Origin of the sequence: Allosphingosinicella deserti (assembly GCF_003012735.1) — a bacterium.
GTDB lineage: Bacteria > Pseudomonadota > Alphaproteobacteria > Sphingomonadales > Sphingomonadaceae > Allosphingosinicella > Allosphingosinicella deserti.
The window spans coordinates 110389-126466 of sequence record NZ_PXYI01000002.1; the positions used below are offsets into that span (position 1 = coordinate 110389).

Annotated in this window: 21 protein-coding genes; 13 read left to right on the forward strand and 8 right to left on the reverse strand. The window is 64.6% G+C overall.

Translation table 11 applies throughout. The features are described from left to right. Positions 1-41 precede the first annotated feature (41 nt). Together C7I55_RS04805 and dinB are read right to left on the reverse strand one after the other, a co-directional pair. A complete protein-coding gene (locus C7I55_RS04805) occupies positions 42-980 on the reverse strand; it encodes an oxygenase MpaB family protein (protein ID WP_106511787.1) in 939 nt (312 codons plus the stop codon). Between the two features lie 33 nt (positions 981-1013). Continuing rightward, positions 1014-2090: a DNA polymerase IV gene (gene dinB, locus C7I55_RS04810; protein WP_269845194.1), complete on the reverse strand. Its 1077-nt coding sequence runs from the start codon at positions 2088-2090 to the stop codon at positions 1014-1016. Between the two features lie 190 nt (positions 2091-2280). Here dinB and C7I55_RS04815 point away from each other — a divergent pair, with 190 nt between their 5' ends. Then, a complete protein-coding gene (locus C7I55_RS04815) occupies positions 2281-2517 on the forward strand; it encodes a hypothetical protein (protein WP_146150925.1) in 237 nt (78 codons plus the stop codon). A 319-nt stretch (positions 2518-2836) separates the two neighbouring features. Here the strand turns inward: C7I55_RS04815 and C7I55_RS04820 are convergent, their stop codons facing one another. Together C7I55_RS04820 and C7I55_RS04825 are read right to left on the reverse strand one after the other, a co-directional pair. Next, on the reverse strand, positions 2837-3295 hold the full coding sequence (locus C7I55_RS04820) for a hypothetical protein (RefSeq protein ID WP_146150926.1): 459 nt from the start codon (positions 3293-3295) through the stop codon (positions 2837-2839). A gap of 158 nt (positions 3296-3453) precedes the next feature. Next, positions 3454-3876: a hypothetical protein gene (locus tag C7I55_RS04825; RefSeq protein ID WP_106511790.1), complete on the reverse strand. Its 423-nt coding sequence runs from the start codon at positions 3874-3876 to the stop codon at positions 3454-3456. Between the two features lie 171 nt (positions 3877-4047). On the opposite strand from C7I55_RS04825, the gene C7I55_RS04830 reads away from it, so the two are divergent. Continuing rightward, complete coding sequence (locus C7I55_RS04830; RefSeq protein WP_233222058.1) at positions 4048-4350, forward strand: hypothetical protein; 303 nt, start codon at positions 4048-4050, stop codon at positions 4348-4350. A 55-nt stretch (positions 4351-4405) separates the two neighbouring features. Then, on the forward strand, positions 4406-4816 hold the full coding sequence (locus tag C7I55_RS04835) for a low affinity iron permease family protein (RefSeq protein ID WP_106511792.1): 411 nt from the start codon (positions 4406-4408) through the stop codon (positions 4814-4816). 38 nt (positions 4817-4854) lie between these two features. On the opposite strand, the gene C7I55_RS04840 is transcribed toward C7I55_RS04835, so the two are convergent. Continuing rightward, positions 4855-5091, reverse strand: a complete 237-nt coding sequence (locus C7I55_RS04840) for a DUF6894 family protein (protein WP_106511793.1) — start codon at positions 5089-5091, stop codon at positions 4855-4857. A gap of 179 nt (positions 5092-5270) precedes the next feature. Here C7I55_RS04840 and sucC point away from each other — a divergent pair, with 179 nt between their 5' ends. From sucC to C7I55_RS04855, 3 genes are all read left to right on the forward strand, one after another. Beyond that, a complete protein-coding gene (sucC, locus tag C7I55_RS04845) occupies positions 5271-6470 on the forward strand; it encodes an ADP-forming succinate--CoA ligase subunit beta (protein ID WP_106511794.1) in 1200 nt (399 codons plus the stop codon). Positions 6471-6594: 124 nt separating this feature from the next. Beyond that, positions 6595-7344 (forward strand): electron transfer flavoprotein subunit beta/FixA family protein, encoded by a 750-nt coding sequence (locus tag C7I55_RS04850; RefSeq protein ID WP_106511795.1) that lies wholly within the window; start codon positions 6595-6597, stop codon positions 7342-7344. Further along, positions 7341-8270 (forward strand): electron transfer flavoprotein subunit alpha/FixB family protein, encoded by a 930-nt coding sequence (locus C7I55_RS04855; RefSeq protein ID WP_106511796.1) that lies wholly within the window; start codon positions 7341-7343, stop codon positions 8268-8270. Before C7I55_RS04850 ends, C7I55_RS04855 begins: the two co-directional genes overlap by 4 nt. 193 nt (positions 8271-8463) lie before the next feature. On the opposite strand, the gene rplT is transcribed toward C7I55_RS04855, so the two are convergent. The 3 genes from rplT to C7I55_RS04870 all read right to left on the reverse strand — a co-directional run bounded on the left by rplT (position 8464) and on the right by C7I55_RS04870 (position 10131). Continuing rightward, positions 8464-8829 carry a 50S ribosomal protein L20 gene (rplT, locus tag C7I55_RS04860; protein WP_106511797.1) on the reverse strand — a complete coding sequence of 122 codons (366 nt, stop codon included), beginning with the start codon at positions 8827-8829 and terminating at the stop codon, positions 8464-8466. A 12-nt stretch (positions 8830-8841) separates the two neighbouring features. After that, entirely contained in the window at positions 8842-9045 is a 204-nt protein-coding gene (gene rpmI / locus C7I55_RS04865; protein WP_106511798.1) for a 50S ribosomal protein L35, read from the reverse strand. Between the two features lie 153 nt (positions 9046-9198). Beyond that, entirely contained in the window at positions 9199-10131 is a 933-nt protein-coding gene (locus tag C7I55_RS04870; protein ID WP_106511799.1) for a ribose-phosphate pyrophosphokinase, read from the reverse strand. A gap of 101 nt (positions 10132-10232) precedes the next feature. On the opposite strand from C7I55_RS04870, the gene gltX reads away from it, so the two are divergent. The 7 genes from gltX (at position 10233) to ribH (ending at position 16056) form a co-directional block, all read left to right on the forward strand. After that, positions 10233-11570 (forward strand): glutamate--tRNA ligase, encoded by a 1338-nt coding sequence (gene gltX / locus C7I55_RS04875; protein ID WP_106512417.1) that lies wholly within the window; start codon positions 10233-10235, stop codon positions 11568-11570. A 198-nt stretch (positions 11571-11768) separates the two neighbouring features. After that, complete coding sequence (locus tag C7I55_RS04880; RefSeq protein WP_106511800.1) at positions 11769-12449, forward strand: energy transducer TonB; 681 nt, start codon at positions 11769-11771, stop codon at positions 12447-12449. 58 nt (positions 12450-12507) lie between these two features. After that, on the forward strand, positions 12508-12858 hold the full coding sequence (locus C7I55_RS04885; protein WP_106511801.1) for a hypothetical protein: 351 nt from the start codon (positions 12508-12510) through the stop codon (positions 12856-12858). A 17-nt stretch (positions 12859-12875) separates the two neighbouring features. Beyond that, the gene (gene ribD, locus C7I55_RS04890; protein WP_106511802.1) at positions 12876-13826 is read left to right on the forward strand and encodes a bifunctional diaminohydroxyphosphoribosylaminopyrimidine deaminase/5-amino-6-(5-phosphoribosylamino)uracil reductase RibD; all 951 of its coding nucleotides are present in this window, start codon (positions 12876-12878) and stop codon (positions 13824-13826) included. Between the two features lie 100 nt (positions 13827-13926). Next, positions 13927-14529: a riboflavin synthase gene (locus tag C7I55_RS04895; protein ID WP_106511803.1), complete on the forward strand. Its 603-nt coding sequence runs from the start codon at positions 13927-13929 to the stop codon at positions 14527-14529. Further along, a complete protein-coding gene (ribB, locus tag C7I55_RS04900; RefSeq protein ID WP_106511804.1) occupies positions 14530-15636 on the forward strand; it encodes a 3,4-dihydroxy-2-butanone-4-phosphate synthase in 1107 nt (368 codons plus the stop codon). Then, positions 15637-16056, forward strand: a complete 420-nt coding sequence (ribH, locus tag C7I55_RS04905) for a 6,7-dimethyl-8-ribityllumazine synthase (RefSeq protein WP_106511805.1) — start codon at positions 15637-15639, stop codon at positions 16054-16056. It begins immediately after the preceding gene. Positions 16057-16078 lie beyond the last annotated feature (22 nt).

Consider the following 16078-nt stretch of genomic DNA (forward strand, 5'->3'; position numbering starts at 1 on the left):
GCCGGCTTGTAGGCCGACCGGCCGGGCAACGGAAGCGCCAATCAGCGGTGATAGAGATAGTCGTCCGGAAGGCCGAGGCGTCTGCACGATTGTACCGCGGGCGATCTGCCGAGGCGGACGCGCTCCGCAAGCCCGGCAGCCGCGAAGACGAGCGGGCGCTGCCAGGACTTCAGCCGCCATTCGGGGCCAAGGCCGAGCCGTGCCCGAACCCACTCGGGCACGATCTCGACGGCGGCGTTGATCAACAGCTTCTGGAACCGGCGTGCAGGCACGGGCAGAGCGGGCAATGACGTCATGATCCCAAGGAATTCGATCACGATCGGCGAGGCTTCAAGGCCGGGGCCGAGCCGGCCCGCAAGCTCATCGAAATCCGCACGGGAGCGCGGAGCGCCAACGGCGCCGTAGAGGGCAGCCGCCGCTTCACCTTCGGCAAAAGCGCGATCGAGCTCGTCGGGCAAAAGCTGCCGGGCGTAATCCGAATAGGCGGTGGCAAAGCCGAAGGTGGCGGTCGCCTGGACCCAGTCGAGTAGCTCGGGGTCGTTCGCAGAATAGGCGACCCCGCCAGAAGTCGTGCCGGCGACCCGGTCATGCGCGCGCACCACACCCGCGATCATCGCCTCCGCTTTCGATCTTGGTCCGTAAACCGTCAGCATTGCGGCCATTCCGGTCCGCTGAAGGCGGGTCATCGCGTCGGTTCGGAAGGTGGAATGCCGCCACACGCCCTCGCGCACGCGCGGCTCGGCAAGCTCGAGAATGACGGCGGCAACGCCGCCGATGAACAAGGTGACGGGATTCTTGAAGATCCGCCAGGAAACGGATTCAGGGCCGACCAGCGCCGCTTCTCCGGCGGGGCGACTGAAATCGACAGGTGGCACGTCCGGTGGGTCGAACAGTTCGGCGGCGAGCGCATCGATCCACCTGCGCAGGGCAGCCGGAAGCGCAAGCCCGCCCCGGAGGATTGTTGGTTGTGCCGTCCTCATTCCGCATCAACGGCCTATCGCGGCGTCGGTGCCTCAGAGCGGCAGTTCGAGTTCGACGGGTCTTGCCGCTGGGGCTTGTCCCTCCCCGAGATTGGAGAGGCCGAGGCCGAGCAACCGGATGCTCTTCACCGGCGGCAGCAGCGATTGCAGCAATCCGATGCCGACCTGGAGGAATTCTCCCACATCTGCGACCGGCCGGTCCAGCGACCTCGCGCGGCTGATGATCTGAAAGTCGGCGTATTTCACCTTGAGATTCACCGTTCGGCCGAAGATCCGCTTGTTCTCGATCCTCGTCCAGACATGCCGGCCGATGCGATCCAATTCGGCGACCAGCGCTGCGGGATCGGCAAGATCGGTCAGGAACGTGTCTTCGGCGCTTACCGATTTGTATGGACGATCGGCCTTGACTTGGCGATGGCAGATGCCCCGTGCGAGATCGTGATAATATTGCGCGGAACTACCGAAATTGGCGGCGAGCCACTCCAGGCTGCGCGCTTTGAGGTCGGCTCCGGTCTCGATCCCCAGCCGCGCCATCTTCTCCGCGGTCTTGGGACCGACTCCATGGAAGCGCGTGACTGGAAGGCTCTCGACAAACGCTGGGCCACGCGCCGGAGTCACGACGCAAAGACCATTGGGCTTGTTCTGGTCGGAAGCGATCTTGGCAAGGAACTTGTTGTACGAAACGCCGGCGGAGGCGGTGAGGCCGGTCTCCGCCAGGATGCGCGCACGGATCTCCTCGGCAATGATCGTCGCGATGCCGATGCCCTTCAGGTCGTTGGTGACATCGAGATAGGCCTCGTCGAGGCTGAGCGGCTCGACGTGTGGCGTATAGTCGAGGAAGATTGCGCGGATCTGCTGGGACACCGCCCGGTAGGCGTCGAACCTCGGCTTGACGAATATGAGCTCCGGGCACCGTCTTCGCGCGGTGACCGCAGGCATCGCCGAACGGACACCGAATTTCCGGGCTTCGTAGCTGGCCGCCGCCACCACACCGCGTATGCCGCCGCCCACGGCGATCGGCTTGCCCCGAAGCTCGGGATGATCCCGCTGCTCAACGGACGCGTAGAATGCGTCCATGTCGACGTGGATGATCTTGCGAATCCCGTTCACGCTTTGTGCTCTTACGCGGCGGCGCAGCGCCTTGGAAGAGGTGATAATTGCTAGCGAACAGCGGTGCAAACCTACCACACTTCACTCGGATCGTCGCTTTTTTGCAGCGCAGCAGGCCGAATTGCTCACACGGGGCTTGAAATAATCGCCAATGCAAGTCAGCGATTGATCTCCGAAAAGGGAGACTATCGTGCTTAGGAAAATCAGTGCTGCGGTGATTGCCGCCAGTCTGGTCGTTGCTCCGACGGTCGCTGCCGCGCAAAGCTCGGCACCGACCGAGGTAGCACCGGCCAGCGAAAGCATCGACGGTGACAGTCAACTGCGTGGCGGATTCATTCTTCCGCTCGTGGCGCTTGTTGCCGTTGTCGTTGCGGTCATTCTCTTGACCGGCGACGACGACGATGAGGAAACGCCCGTTACCCCCTAAGGTATTCGGATCGCGTTCGAATTCGTGCGGCACGCTGTCGAGCATCGGCGGCGTGCCGTTCGTATTTGTAAGGACAGGGTTGGCTGCCGACGGTCCCGATGCATAGGCGTTGATTGACGGGAGCCGATTCGATGTCTTGGAGCAGAACTTGCGCGCTGAAGCCGCACTCCGGGCTCGCATTTTCGAAATCAGCTCGAGTCGCGTTCCGCACGGCTCCGCTGGACTCAATTGTGGAACTCGCGAATCGCGCTCGCGACCATAAGCTCGAAAACTTGACCATTAAGCGAGGAACCTGAGCTACGCTGCCCAGCGCGACGGATTAGAAGTTGACCCGCAACCCCGCGCCCGCAACCCGGCTTGTGCGGGGTGCGACATCGCGCATGGGGTCCGACTTGCGGATCTCCCGTTCCCGATTGGTTGCTCCGGTAACCGTGAACAGCCCCAGCCCCACATCCACCCGATCGAGAATCGGGAGGCGGCCGACCATGCCGTTCCGTAGTGCCGGCAGTCCATCGAGCCCAAGAAGCGGGTCCCCAGCCATCTGCACGCGCTTGTCCCGGCGAAGCATCCGGGCGGTCTCGCTGGGGCGCGATTCGCGTCCGATGCCGCTCAGGACGATGGTGTCGGGTGTGCGAGCGGCATCCGCCTCAGCGCCCTTGCGGGCGGCAGGATTTTTCTGCTCGCTGCCATCCCGTTCCTGGCGGCGGCCCGCCTCGGCAGGCGCCGTCGCAACCAGGCACATCATGAGCGCCGCGAGCCTGGTACATCCTCTCGTCATGCCAGGGCTCCAGTGACCAACGTGTATCAAGCCTTGATGACCCTCTCGGTTCCATATGATGGTAGATCGAGCCGATAATTATCATCAAGGCGAAAAGTTACACCTTCGAGACTTGCTGGAAGGTTTCAACGGCAGGTGTGCATGAAAGCTGTTTCCGATCAATTGCGCCGCTCGACGGCGTCCGCAATACGTCGAAGCTCGCGCACGGCGAGGGCGACGAGGATCAGCCCAATCGCCACGAGGCCGGCAAGGCCGAGCAGCGCATAAGCGACCGCTTCGATCCAGCGAGGATCGGGCGCCGTTCGAGGCACTGATGCCTGCGCCGGATCCGGAGCTTCCACCTCCTTCACCGCTTCTGGCCCGACGCTCGCGCCGATATTCCGCGGCAGCTCCGGATCGGATTCACCCTCCGTCGCGGGTGCACCCGGCAGGCTTCCGGGATCGCGTTTCCCGGCCAGCATCGACGTTCCGCCGTTACTGGTGGAAATCGCCGCGATCGAACCGAGTATGGACAAGGTTACCAGTCCGGCAAGAACCAGCATGAGGGTCCTGACGAACCAATCGAAAAGACGATGCGGCATCTCGGTCTTTCATCTGCGCGCCAGGGTGTTCGGTCGATCCGTAGGCAGTGGCAACGCCCGGCCTATGGACATCGGTTCCAAACCCGTAGGATGGAGCGCGTTGCTGGTGGCCGTGACGCATGCGATTCGCGTCGTTCGACATTCGTCTTCAAAGACCCGATGGGACAAGCAATGCGCATCTTGTTTGCAGCCGTGGCGCTGCTTCTCGTCTCCTGCTCGACGGTCGCCGAAAACCGGATCACCACGGCGCTGGCCGACGCGGGGCTCTCGGAGCCGGTGGCGGAATGCATTGCCGAACGGATGGTCGATCGCCTCTCCTGGGATCAGTTGCGCGGTTTGAGCGCACTGAGCGAGAAGCGGCGCGGGAAGAAGCTGAGCCTACCCGAATTCCTGCACCACTACCGGGCAGCGCTCGACCCCGAAGTCTATGCGGTAATGACTCGCGCAGGCGTCCGCTGCGCGCTCACCGCGTGATCCGATCGGTGATCCGCGCGTTCAGGCGGTTTCAGCGAAGAAGGCGACGTCGAACATGGACCGGTTGTTTACGATCTGCGCGTCGCGAATCGCCACTGCGGCCGGTCAGCCGCTTTCCTGTCTGATCGCGCTGCTCGTGATCGTCGGCTGGGGATTGACCGGCCCGCTCTTTCACTGGTCGGATACCTGGCAGCTCGTCGTCAACACCGCGACGTCCATCGTCACCTTCCTGATGGTCTTCCTGATTCAGAACAGCCAGAATCGCGATGGCGCTGCGCTTCAGGCGAAGCTCGACGAAGTCATCAGGTCGCTCGACAAGGCGCGCGAGCAATTTATCGGCATCGAGCATCTGTCCGACAGCCAGATCGAGAACCTGCGGGCCGCTCTCGAACGTGAAGTCGGCAAGGAGCCTGGAAAGCCCGGCACCGCCGACGATACCGTCGAGCGGCTCCTCGAGCGCTACTGAGAGGATGGGGCGCTTATGCTCGGCGCGCAGGACATCGGTCACGCCTTGATGCGACTGACTACACAGAGCGGGACTGCCAGCACGGGATTGCCATTCTCGTCCGCCAGCATGATGCGCTTGTTCAGCTCGGGCTGGCGCTCTGCGGCCGAGGCTGCAACCATCTCGCGGGCGGTCCGAACGGCCTCCTGGCGTGCTTCTTCGACGCTGTTGAAGAACTGCCCATCTTCGTAGCGAAGCGGCTCGTCCAGGTTCAGCTGAAAATAGAAGCGCGGCATGTGCAGCCAATGACTTGATTCAGATTAGGTTCCGGCCGAATTGCGTTTGTCACGGGCTCAATGAGGCCGGCGACGCCCTCTTCGGCTTCGGCAACGGGGCGCGGCGCGCTTGGCTTCCCGTCTCCGCTGTGCTTTAGGGCCGCCAAACCCTTCCACCGCTCAAGGAAGCTCCCCTCCCCATGAACATTCACGAATATCAGGCGAAGGAACTCCTCGCCAAGCATGGCATCCCCGTCCCTGCCGGTCACGCTGCCCTCTCCGTCGACGAAGCCGTCGCCGGTGCCGGCAAGCTGCCCGGGCCGCTTTACGTGGTGAAGGCACAGATCCACGCCGGCGGCCGCGGCAAGGGCAAGTTCAAGGAACTCGGCCAGGACGCCAAGGGCGGCGTTCGCCTCGCCAAGAGCGTCGATGAAGTCCGCGCCAATGCCGAGGAGATGCTCGGCAAGACGCTGGTGACCATCCAGACCGGCGGCGAGGGCAAGCAGGTCAACCGCCTCTACGTCACCGACGGCGTCGACATCGCCAAGGAATATTATCTCGCCCTGCTCGTCGACCGTGCCAGCGGCCGGGTCGCGATGGTCGTTTCGACCGAAGGCGGCATGGACATCGAGCAGGTTGCGCATGACACGCCGGAGCGCATCACCACGATCACGATCGATCCGGTGCAGGGCTTCCAGGGCCATCATGGTCGCGCGCTCGCATTCGCGCTCAAGCTGACCGGCGAGCTCAACAAGCAGGCGCAGGCGCTCGGCAAGAAGCTCTACGAGGCCTTCATTGCGCTCGATTGCGCGATGCTCGAAATCAACCCTCTGGTCGAGAGCAAGGATGGTCAACTGCTCGTCCTCGACGCCAAGATGAGCTTCGACTCCAACGCGATGTTCCGTCACCCCGACGTCGAGGCTCTGCGCGACGAAACCGAGGAGGATCCGGCCGAGGTCGAAGCCTCCAAATACGACCTCGCCTACATCAAGCTCGACGGTGACATCGGCTGCATGGTCAACGGCGCCGGCCTCGCAATGGCGACGATGGACATCATCAAGCTGAATGGCGCCTTCCCGGCCAACTTCCTCGACGTCGGCGGCGGCGCCTCCAAGGAGAAGGTCACCGCGGCGTTCAAGATCATCCTCTCCGATCCGGCGGTGAAGGGCATCCTGGTCAACATCTTCGGCGGTATCATGCGCTGCGACATCATCGCCGACGGCATCGTCGCCGCTGCCCGCGAAGTCGACTTGAAGGTGCCGCTCGTCGTTCGTCTCGAGGGCACCAACGTCGAGGAAGGCAAGCGCATCCTCGCCGATTCGGGTCTCGCCATCGTCCCCGCCAATGATCTCGGCGACGCCGCCCAGAAGATCGTTGCGGCGGTGAAGGACGTCGCTTGACGTTAACGTAAAGGTCAAGCTAGGGCCTTTCTCACAGTCTTCCTCTTTCTGTGAGCGAACCCGTCGAAGTTCCACTTTGGCGGGTCGCTCAGAGGAAGGGCGGTGTTCGTGAGGAGAAGGTTGCATGAAGCTGCTCGTGCCCGTGAAACGGGTGATCGATTACAATGTGAAGCCGCGGGTAAAGGCGGACGGCACCGGAGTCGATCTCGCCAACGTCAAGATGAGCATGAACCCGTTCGACGAGATCGCCGTGGAAGAGGCGATCCGGTTGAAGGAGAAGGGTGTCGCGACCGAGATCGTGGTGGTGTCGATCGGCCCTGCCAAGGCGCAGGAGACGTTGCGCACCGCGCTTGCGATGGGCGCCGATCGCGCGATCCTGGTTCAGACCGACGATGCGGTGGAGCCGCTCGCCGTCGCCAAGATCCTGGCGAAGATCGCCGCGGAGGAGCAGCCCGGCCTGGTCGTTCTCGGCAAGCAGGCGATCGACGACGATTCAAACCAGACCGGCCAGATGCTCGCCGCTCTCCTCGGCTGGGCGCAGGGCACGTTCGCCTCCAAGGTCGAGGTGTCCGGCGACAGCGTCGACGTCACCCGTGAGGTCGATGGCGGGCTGGAGACGGTGAAGCTGAAGCTTCCGGCGATCGTCACCACCGATCTGCGCCTCAACGAGCCGCGTTATGCTTCGCTGCCCAACATCATGAAGGCGAAATCGAAGCCGCTCGCGACCAAGTCTCCTGCCGATTACGCTGTCGACACGACGCCGCGGCTGACGACGCTTAGCGTGCGCGAGCCGTCGAAGCGCGAAGCCGGAGTCAAGGTCGGCTCCGTCGACGAGCTGATCGACCGCCTCCGCACCACGGGAGTCATCGGATGAAGAGCCTCGTTCTCGTCGAACATGAAAATGGCGATCTGAAGGACGCCACCCTGTCCGCGATTACCGCCGCCGCCAAGCTCGGCGAAGTCCACCTGCTGGTTGCCGGCGACAGCGTCTCCGGCGTCGCCGAGGCGGCCGCGAAGATCGCCGGCGTCGGCAAGGTCCACGTTGCCGAGGATGCCGCCTACGCCCACCAGCTGGCGGAGAATGTCGCGCCGGTCATCGCCCAACTGATGGGCCACCACGACGCGTTCGTCGCGCCGGCGACGACCACCGGCAAGAATGTCGCGCCGCGCGTCGCCGCCTTGCTCGACGTGATGCAGATTTCGGATGTGATCGACGTGGTCGATGCCGACACCTTCGTGCGGCCGATCTACGCCGGCAACGCGATCGCCACGGTCAAGTCGTCCGATGCGAAGAAGGTGCTCACCGTTCGCGGCACCGCGTTCGAGAAAGCGGCGCGCGACGGCGGCTCCGGCACGATCGAGGTGGTCTCGGGCAGCGGCGATGCCGGCCTGTCCAGCTTCGTCGGCGCCGAGATCGCCGCCTCGGAGCGCCCCGAACTGACCAGCGCCAAGATCATCGTCTCGGGCGGGCGCGCGCTCGGCTCGGGCGAGGCCTTCCACCAGGTCATCGATCCGCTTGCCGACAAGCTCGGCGCCGCGGTCGGTGCCAGCCGGGCCGCCGTCGATGCCGGTTACGCGCCGAACGATTACCAGGTCGGCCAGACCGGCAAGATCGTCGCTCCGGAGCTTTATGTCGCGGTCGGCATTTCGGGCGCGATCCAGCATCTTGCCGGAATGAAGGATTCCAAGCTGATCGTCGCGATCAACAAGGACGAGGATGCGCCGATCTTCCAGGTCGCCGACATCGGCCTGGTCGGCGACCTGTTCAAACTGGTGCCCGAACTGACCGAGAAGCTCTAGAACTCCTCGGTTCCTCTCCCCTTCAGGGGAGAGGTCAGGAGAGGGGGATTCGGGGCGAACCTCCCGCGCTCGCGTGCGGGCACGAACTTTCCCCCTCTCCCTTACCCTCTCCCCTGAAGGACAGAGGCAACAAAAAAAGGCGCGGAAGGATTGCTCCCTCCGCGCCTTTTTCGTGTTCGCTCGGCTTGGGCGGTTAGGCCTGGGCCGGCAGAGCCGCGCGGGCCTGCGCGATGATCGCGCTGAACGCCGCACCCTCGTGCATCGCGATGTCGGCCAGGACCTTGCGGTCGAGATCGACTCCGGCGAGCTTCAGGCCATGCATGAACTGACCATAGGTCAGGCCCTCGGCGCGGACCGCGGCGTTGATGCGCTGGATCCAGAGGGCGCGGAAGCTCCGCTTCTTAACCTTACGGTCGCGATAGGCGTACTGGCCGGCCTTCTCGACGGCCTGACGGGCGATACGGATCGTGTTCTTGCGACGGCCATAATAGCCCTTCGCCTGTTCCAGGATCCTCTTGTGGCGGGCCTTGGTGGTAGTACCCCGCTTGACGCGTGCCATGTCGGGTTCTCCTTACTTCAGGCCGTAGGGTGCCCAGGCCTTCACGCGCGCCGTATCGGCAACTGCGAGGACCTCGGTACCGCGATTCTGGCGGATATACTTGGCATTGTGGCTGATCAGCCGGTGGCGCTTGCCTGCCACGCCGTGCTTGATCTTGCCGGTCGCGGTGAGCTTGAAGCGCTTCTTCACGCCGCTCTTCGTCTTAAGCTTGGGCATTTTCGTCTCCTTGACCGCGATGCGGACGATTAAGAACGGCCACGGCAGCCCTGATGGCCGGGCCGTTCGATTTCTTCCAGAGTTCGGAAAGAAGCGGCGCCTATAGAGGGACATGCCGACAAAGGCAAGATCACCGAGCCGCCGCCTTGAGCGTCAGTCGAAGAGGCTTGAGACGCTGCTTTCGTCGGCAATGCGTTTGATCGCTTCGCCGAGCAATGGAGCGATCGTGAGCGTTCGAATCTTGGCTGCGGCGGCGGCGGCCTCCGAATAGATCGAATCGGTGATCACCAACTCGGTGAGTGCGCTCTTCTCGACGCGGGCAACGGCGCCGCCCGACAGCACACCGTGGGTACAATAAGCGACCACGCCCTCCGCCCCTGCCTCGAGCAAGGCGGCGGCGGCATTGCACAGGGTCCCCGCCGAATCGACGATGTCGTCGATCAGGATGCAGAAGCGGCCGGCGACGTCACCGATGATGTTCATGACCTCCGATTCGCCGGGACGCTCACGGCGTTTGTCGACGATCGCCAACGGTGCGTTGTCGAGACGCTTGGCAAGCGCCCGGGCGCGGACCACGCCGCCGACGTCCGGCGATACGACGGTGATGTTGCGGCCGGCGAACCGGGCAAGGATGTCGGCGGACATCACCGGGGCTGCGTAAAGATTGTCGGTCGGGATATCGAAGAAGCCCTGGATCTGTCCGGCGTGAAGATCGACCGAGAGCACGCGGTTGGCGCCGGCGACCGTGATCAGATTGGCGACCAGCTTGGCGGAGATCGGGGTACGCGGCCCGGGTTTGCGATCCTGGCGGGCATAGCCGAAATAGGGGAGAACGGCGGTGATCCGGGCTGCCGACGCGCGGCGGAGCGCGTCGATGCAGATCAGCACCTCCATCAGGTTGTCGTTGGCCGGATAGCTGGTCGACTGAACGACGAACACGTCCTCGCCACGGACATTCTCCAGGATCTCGACAAAGATTTCCTCATCGGCGAAGCGTCGCACGCTCGCCTCGGTGATCGGCAGCTCGAGATAGGAGGCGATGTTCTTCACCAGCGCCTGGTTCGAATTGCCCGCCATCAACTTCATGAAATGATCCCCGAATATGCGATGGCTCGAAGCCCATAAGGGTGCGGCGCCGGAAGGCAAGGTCTGTTGCCGCGCGTGTGTCCCATCCCTACAGCGCGGGCATGAACGTCGTCACCCGCTTTGCGCCCGCGCCGACCGGCCGCCTCCACGTCGGCAACATTCGCACCGCAATCCATAACTGGCTGTGGGCGCGAAAGCATCAGGGCCGTTTCATCCTCCGCTTCGACGATACCGATCGCGAACGCTCGTCGGAGGAATCCGCCGCCGCTATTCGGGCGGATCTCGCCTGGCTCGGCCTCCACGCCGATGAAGAGCATAAGCAAAGCGCCCGCTTCGACCGTTATGATGCGGCGCTGGAGCGGCTGCGTGCGTCCGGCCGGGTCTATCCCGCCTACGAGAGCGCCCAGGAACTCGATCTCAAGCGCAAGGTGCAGTTGAGCCGTGGCAAGCCGCCGGTCTACGATCGCGCCGCGGTTGCGCTCGGCGACGCAGATCGTGCCCGGCTCGAAGCCGAGGGCCGACGGCCGCACTGGCGCTTCCGCCTCGATCATGATGCGCCGATCACGTGGGACGATCTCGTCCGAGGCCCGCAGCATTTCGACCCCGTCTTGCTGTCCGATCCGGTGATCCGCCGCGAGGACGGCAGCTGGCTCTACATGCTGCCGAGCACGATCGACGACATCGAGATGGGAGTCACCCACGTCGTCCGCGGCGAGGACCACGTCACCAACACCGCGCTCCAGATCCAGATGTTCGAAGCCCTAGGCGCCGCCCCTCCGGCGTTCGCGCACGAAGCACTGCTGGTCGGCTCCGAAGGCAAATTGTCGAAGCGGCTCGGATCGCTCGGCGTCGACGCGATGCGGGAGGACGGCATCGAGCCGGCGGCGATCCTCGCCAAGCTCGCCCGTCTCGGCACGTCCTTGCCGGTAGAGCCGGCGGCCGATGCGTCGGCGCTGATCGAGACATTCGACTTCGCCACCTTCGGACGCGCCCCGGCACGGTTCGACCTGGAGGAGCTGAAAGCGCTCAATGCCCGCATCGTTCACCTTTTGCCGTTCGAGCGGGTGGCCGATCGCCTTCCCCAAGGCATGGGTGCCGAAGATTGGGCGGCAATTCGGCCCAATCTCAGGAGCATTGCCGAGGCGGCGGACTGGTGGGCGATCCTTCACGGCCATGTCGAAGCGGCGGCATCCGAGGAGGATCGCGGGTTTCTGCTCGAGGCCGCGTCGGCGGCGGAGTCGCTGGACTGGGCAGACGCGCCCTGGCCGCAGCTCGTCACCGCGCTCAAGCAGGGCACCGGGCGCAGCGGCAAGGCGCTGTTCCACCCCTTGCGACGTGCCCTTACCGGACGCGACAGTGGTCCTGAAATGGCGGCGATGCTCCCGCTGATCGGCCGCGATGAAAGCATCGCCCGCCTTCGCGCTGCCGCGGGCGTTTGAACCGGCGCCCGAATGCTGGTGATCGCCGGCATTCGGGACCGCATAACCGAACCCTTCGGCAAGACTCTCAAGGCCCTACCGGCGCTCCGACGCCAGCAGGAACGATTCTGCTGCTTGCCTATTGTGTAATGTTGTAACATCATGATACGAGATATTGTCTCATGAGTCGCAGCAGACGACGCAACAAGGAGAGCAAACATGGCCGAAGCCGCTTTCTTGCAACCGACAAAGAGCAACAGCACCGCGCTGACGGTGGTTATCGTCATGCACGCCGCTGCACTTGGTGCGCTGGCACTGTCGAAGATGGACGTGATCCCGAAACCGAATTTCGGGCGAACCACCGTCGTGAACATCAAGGATCCGGTCAAGGAACCCCCGCCCAAGCCGCAGCCCAAGCCGAAGACCGAGACGCCGCAACACGTGTCAGTCGTTACAATCCCGCCGCGGGTGATCGAAACGCCGGTGTTCACCAATGTCTTCCAGGCCGAGCCGCAGCCCACGACGCTGGCACCGCCGGTTGGGCCCGTCGGCCACATCGACGTCCCCCCGCCTCCGCCTCCCCTCCAAGCGCCCGAGCCCAAGAAGGTCGAACCCGCCCGCGGCAAGGCAAATCTCGCGAGCTACGTCACCGACGCGGACTATCCAGCCGCGGCAATCCGGGCGGAGGAGCAGGGCACCACCCGCTTCCTGCTCACCGTCGGCGCCGATGGGAAGGTGGCGAGCTGCACCGTGACCGGCTCCAGCGGATCCTCGGCCCTCGACAGCAAGACCTGCAGCATCATGCAGAAACGCGCACGCTTCACGCCCGCCCAGGACAGCGCCGGTAACAAAGTTGGTGACACGGTCAGCAATGCGATCCGCTGGGTGTTGCCCGAGTGACTTCACGAACCCTCCTCCCGTATCCCGTGGCGGGAGGAGGGGACTGGCGGCAGGACGGGTGAGAGCCTATCTTGCCGCCATGGGTTATTATCCGAAACCATCCTCGCCGCGCGCTCTGATCGCCGACATTCGCGCCTTCGCTCAGCAACGCAGTGCCGTCCAATGGGGCGCGCTGGCGACCGCGATCATCATGCCGATCGCGATGATCGTGCTGTTCATCACCGACGGGAACACCAACATCCAGCCAGGTCCGCGACTCATCTACGTGGAGAGCTGGAAGGCGGACCGCACCGATGCCGAGATCATCGCCGACCAGAAGAGGGACCAGGCGATACGCGACGCCGCGATCAAGGAGCGGCAGCGCCAGTTCCAGAAGGTCGAGAAGAAGATGGACGATCTCGGGCTTTGACCGATCACTCACGGTGGATGGCGGCGGCCGTCGCGATCGGCGAAAGAGGTCGTGGCCGCACAGCGCCCAACCCATCGGTCGGATGCCTGATCATCAAACGCGGGCGCATTGTCGGCGCAGGCTGGACCCAGCCGGGCGGGCGGCCCCACGCTGAGGCGATGGCGCTGGCGGAAGCAGGCACCAAGGCGCGCGGCGCCACCGCCTACGTGACGCTCGAGCCCTGCGCTCATCGAAGCCTCCGCGGCCCCCCCTGCGCCGAACTTCTCGCCGAGGCCGGCATCGCCCGAATCGTCGTCGCCGTCGGCGACCCGGACCCGAGGACCGACGGCCGCGGCCTGGACCGACTGCGTGCCGCCGGCATCGAAGTCGTTGTGGGCGCAGGCGCTGCCGAGGCCGAGCGCTCGCTCGCGGGCTTTCTCTCCCGCGTCAGACTCGGCCGCCCGTTCGTGACCCTGAAGCTTGCAATGTCGCTGGACGGCAAGATCGCGCTCCCGTCGGGGGAAAGCCGCTGGATCACCGGCGAAGATTCCCGCGCCCATGTGCACGGCGAACGCGCCCGGGCCGACATGATCATCGTCGGCCGCGGCACCTATGAAGCCGACAAGCCACGCCTCGACGTCCGCCTCCCGGGCCTCGAGCCCTGGTCGCCCCGCCGCGCTTTGCTCACCCGCGGCGAGGGCGTCGCGGAATGGCACCGGCTCGGCAGCCCGGCGGCAATATTCGACCTCGCCGACGTCAACGACTTGTTCGTCGAGGGCGGCTCCGGTGCGGCCTCCGCCTTCCTTCAGGCGGACCTCGTCGATCGCCTGCTGATCTACCGTGCACCGATCCTGATCGGAGACGGCAAACAGTCGATCGGCTACATCGGTCTCACCAGCATCGCAGAGGCGCACCGGCGATGGCGGCTGGCCGATTCGCGGATGCTTGGAATCGACCGACTGGAAGTCTACGAGCGCGACAGACTCTAACCATCCGTCCGCCCGCCTCCCGCACAGCATCCGGTTGCGTCTTCTACGCGCACCGGCGCGCCGCGGGGGAACGAAGCGGCCGGGCAGTGATCGGAACAGCATGTTCACCGGAATCATCACCGACGTCGGACAGGTCCGCTCGGCCGAGCAGCGCGGCGATCTTCGCCTCGTCATCGGCTGCCGCTACGACATGGCCGGTGTCGATCTCGGCGCCTCCATTTCCTGTTCGGGCGTCTGCCTCACCGTCGTCGACAAGGGCGAGGACTGGTTCGCGGTGGATCTCTCCGCCGAGACCCTTCGCCGCACCGCCGGGGGGCTTTGGCAGGAGGGCGCCCGCCTCAATCTGGAACGCTCGCTCCGCGTCGGGGACGAGCTCGGCGGTCATATCGTCACCGGCCATGTCGACGGCATCGGCACGATCGAGGGCGCGGCGGATGTCGGCGATTCGACCCGGCTGACGATCATCGCGCCCCCGGAGATCGAGCAGTATATCGCCGCCAAGGGCTCCATCGCGCTCGACGGCGTGTCGCTGACCGTCAACGAGGTCGAGCCGATCAGCGACGGAGTCCGGTTCGCGATCAACATCATCCCGCACACGGCGCAGCAGACGACGCTGCACGCACTCGCACCGGGTCGCCCGGTCAATATCGAGATCGATATCCTCGCCCGCTATATCGGGCGCATGATGGAATTGAGGCGCTGAATGGAACGCGGTTTTCTCTCCTCGCCGGAGGAGCTGATCGACGAGGCCCGCAACGGCCGCATGTTCATCTTGGTCGATGACGAGGACAGGGAGAATGAGGGCGATCTCGTCATCCCCGCCCAGATGGCAACTCCGGATGCGATCAACTTCATGGCCAAGCATGGCCGCGGCCTGATCTGCCTCGCGCTGGCCAAGTCGCGCGTCGATCAGCTCGGGCTCGGCCTGATGAGCCGCCACAACGGCACCCGCCACGAAACCGCATTTACCACCTCGATCGAGGCCAAGGACGGGGTGACGACCGGGATCTCCGCCGCCGATCGGGCGCGGACCATCTCGGTGGCGATCGACGCCTCGAAGGGGCCGGAGCATATCGTCACGCCCGGCCATGTCTTTCCCCTGGTGGCTCGGGACGGCGGCGTGCTGATCCGTGCCGGCCACACCGAAGCCGCGGTCGATATCGCCCGGCTTGCCGGGCTCAATCCGTCCGGCGTGATCTGCGAGATCATGAAGGAAGACGGGACGATGGCTCGGATGGACGATCTCGTCGCCTTCGCCCAGCTTCACGGCCTCAAGGTCGGCACGATCCGCGACCTCATCGCATACCGTCTGAAGAAGGACCATCTCGTCGAGCAGACCGCCGAAGCGGCGTTCGACAGCGACTGGGGCGGCCGCTGGACCGCGAAGTCGTTCCTCAACAAGGCACTGGGCACAGAGACCCTGGTGCTGATCAAGGGCCAGATCGATCCCTCCCGGCCGACCCTGGTTCGGATGCACCAGTTGAGCCTCTTCGAAGACGTGTTCGCAGAAGCGAACAGCCGCGGCGGGCTGCTGGCGGGCGCGATGCGAGCGATTGCGGAGGAAGGCTCCGGCGTGATCGTCGCCCTCACCCGTCAGGTTCCGATCTCGGCCCTGCTCAACGTCCGTTCGGGCAAGAGCGACGAGCGCGACATGGAGCAGTTGCGCGATTATGGCGGCGGCGCGCAGATCCTGTCGGCGCTCGGCATCCACGACATGGTACTCCTCACCAACACCCACCACACCCCGATCGCGCTCGAAGGCTATGGTCTCAAGATCGTCGGTGAGCGCCCGATTCCCCTGGAGAATTGAATGGCCCGCTTCCTCATCGTCGAAGCCCGCTTCTACGACCATCTCAACGACATGCTGCTCGACGGCGCCCGCACTGCGCTCGAGGATGCCGGGCACGGGCATGAGACCGTCACAGTCCCCGGTGCTTTGGAAGTGCCGGCGGCAATCGCGCTCGCGGCGGAGACCGGCCGCTATGACGGATTCATCGCCCTGGGTGTCGTCATCCGCGGCGAGACCTACCATTTCGAAGTGGTTTCGAACGAAAGCGCCCGCGGGATCATGGCCCTGACCCTCGACGGCCTTGCGATCGGCAACGGTATCCTCACCGTCGAGAACGAGGCCCAGGCCCTCGCCCGTGCCCGCCGCGCGGAGAAAGACAAAGGCGGCGAGGCAGCAAAGGCAGCCATCGCCATGCTCGGCCTCAAGGAACGTTTCGCCTGAAGGGGCGGGGTCGAGGATCTTT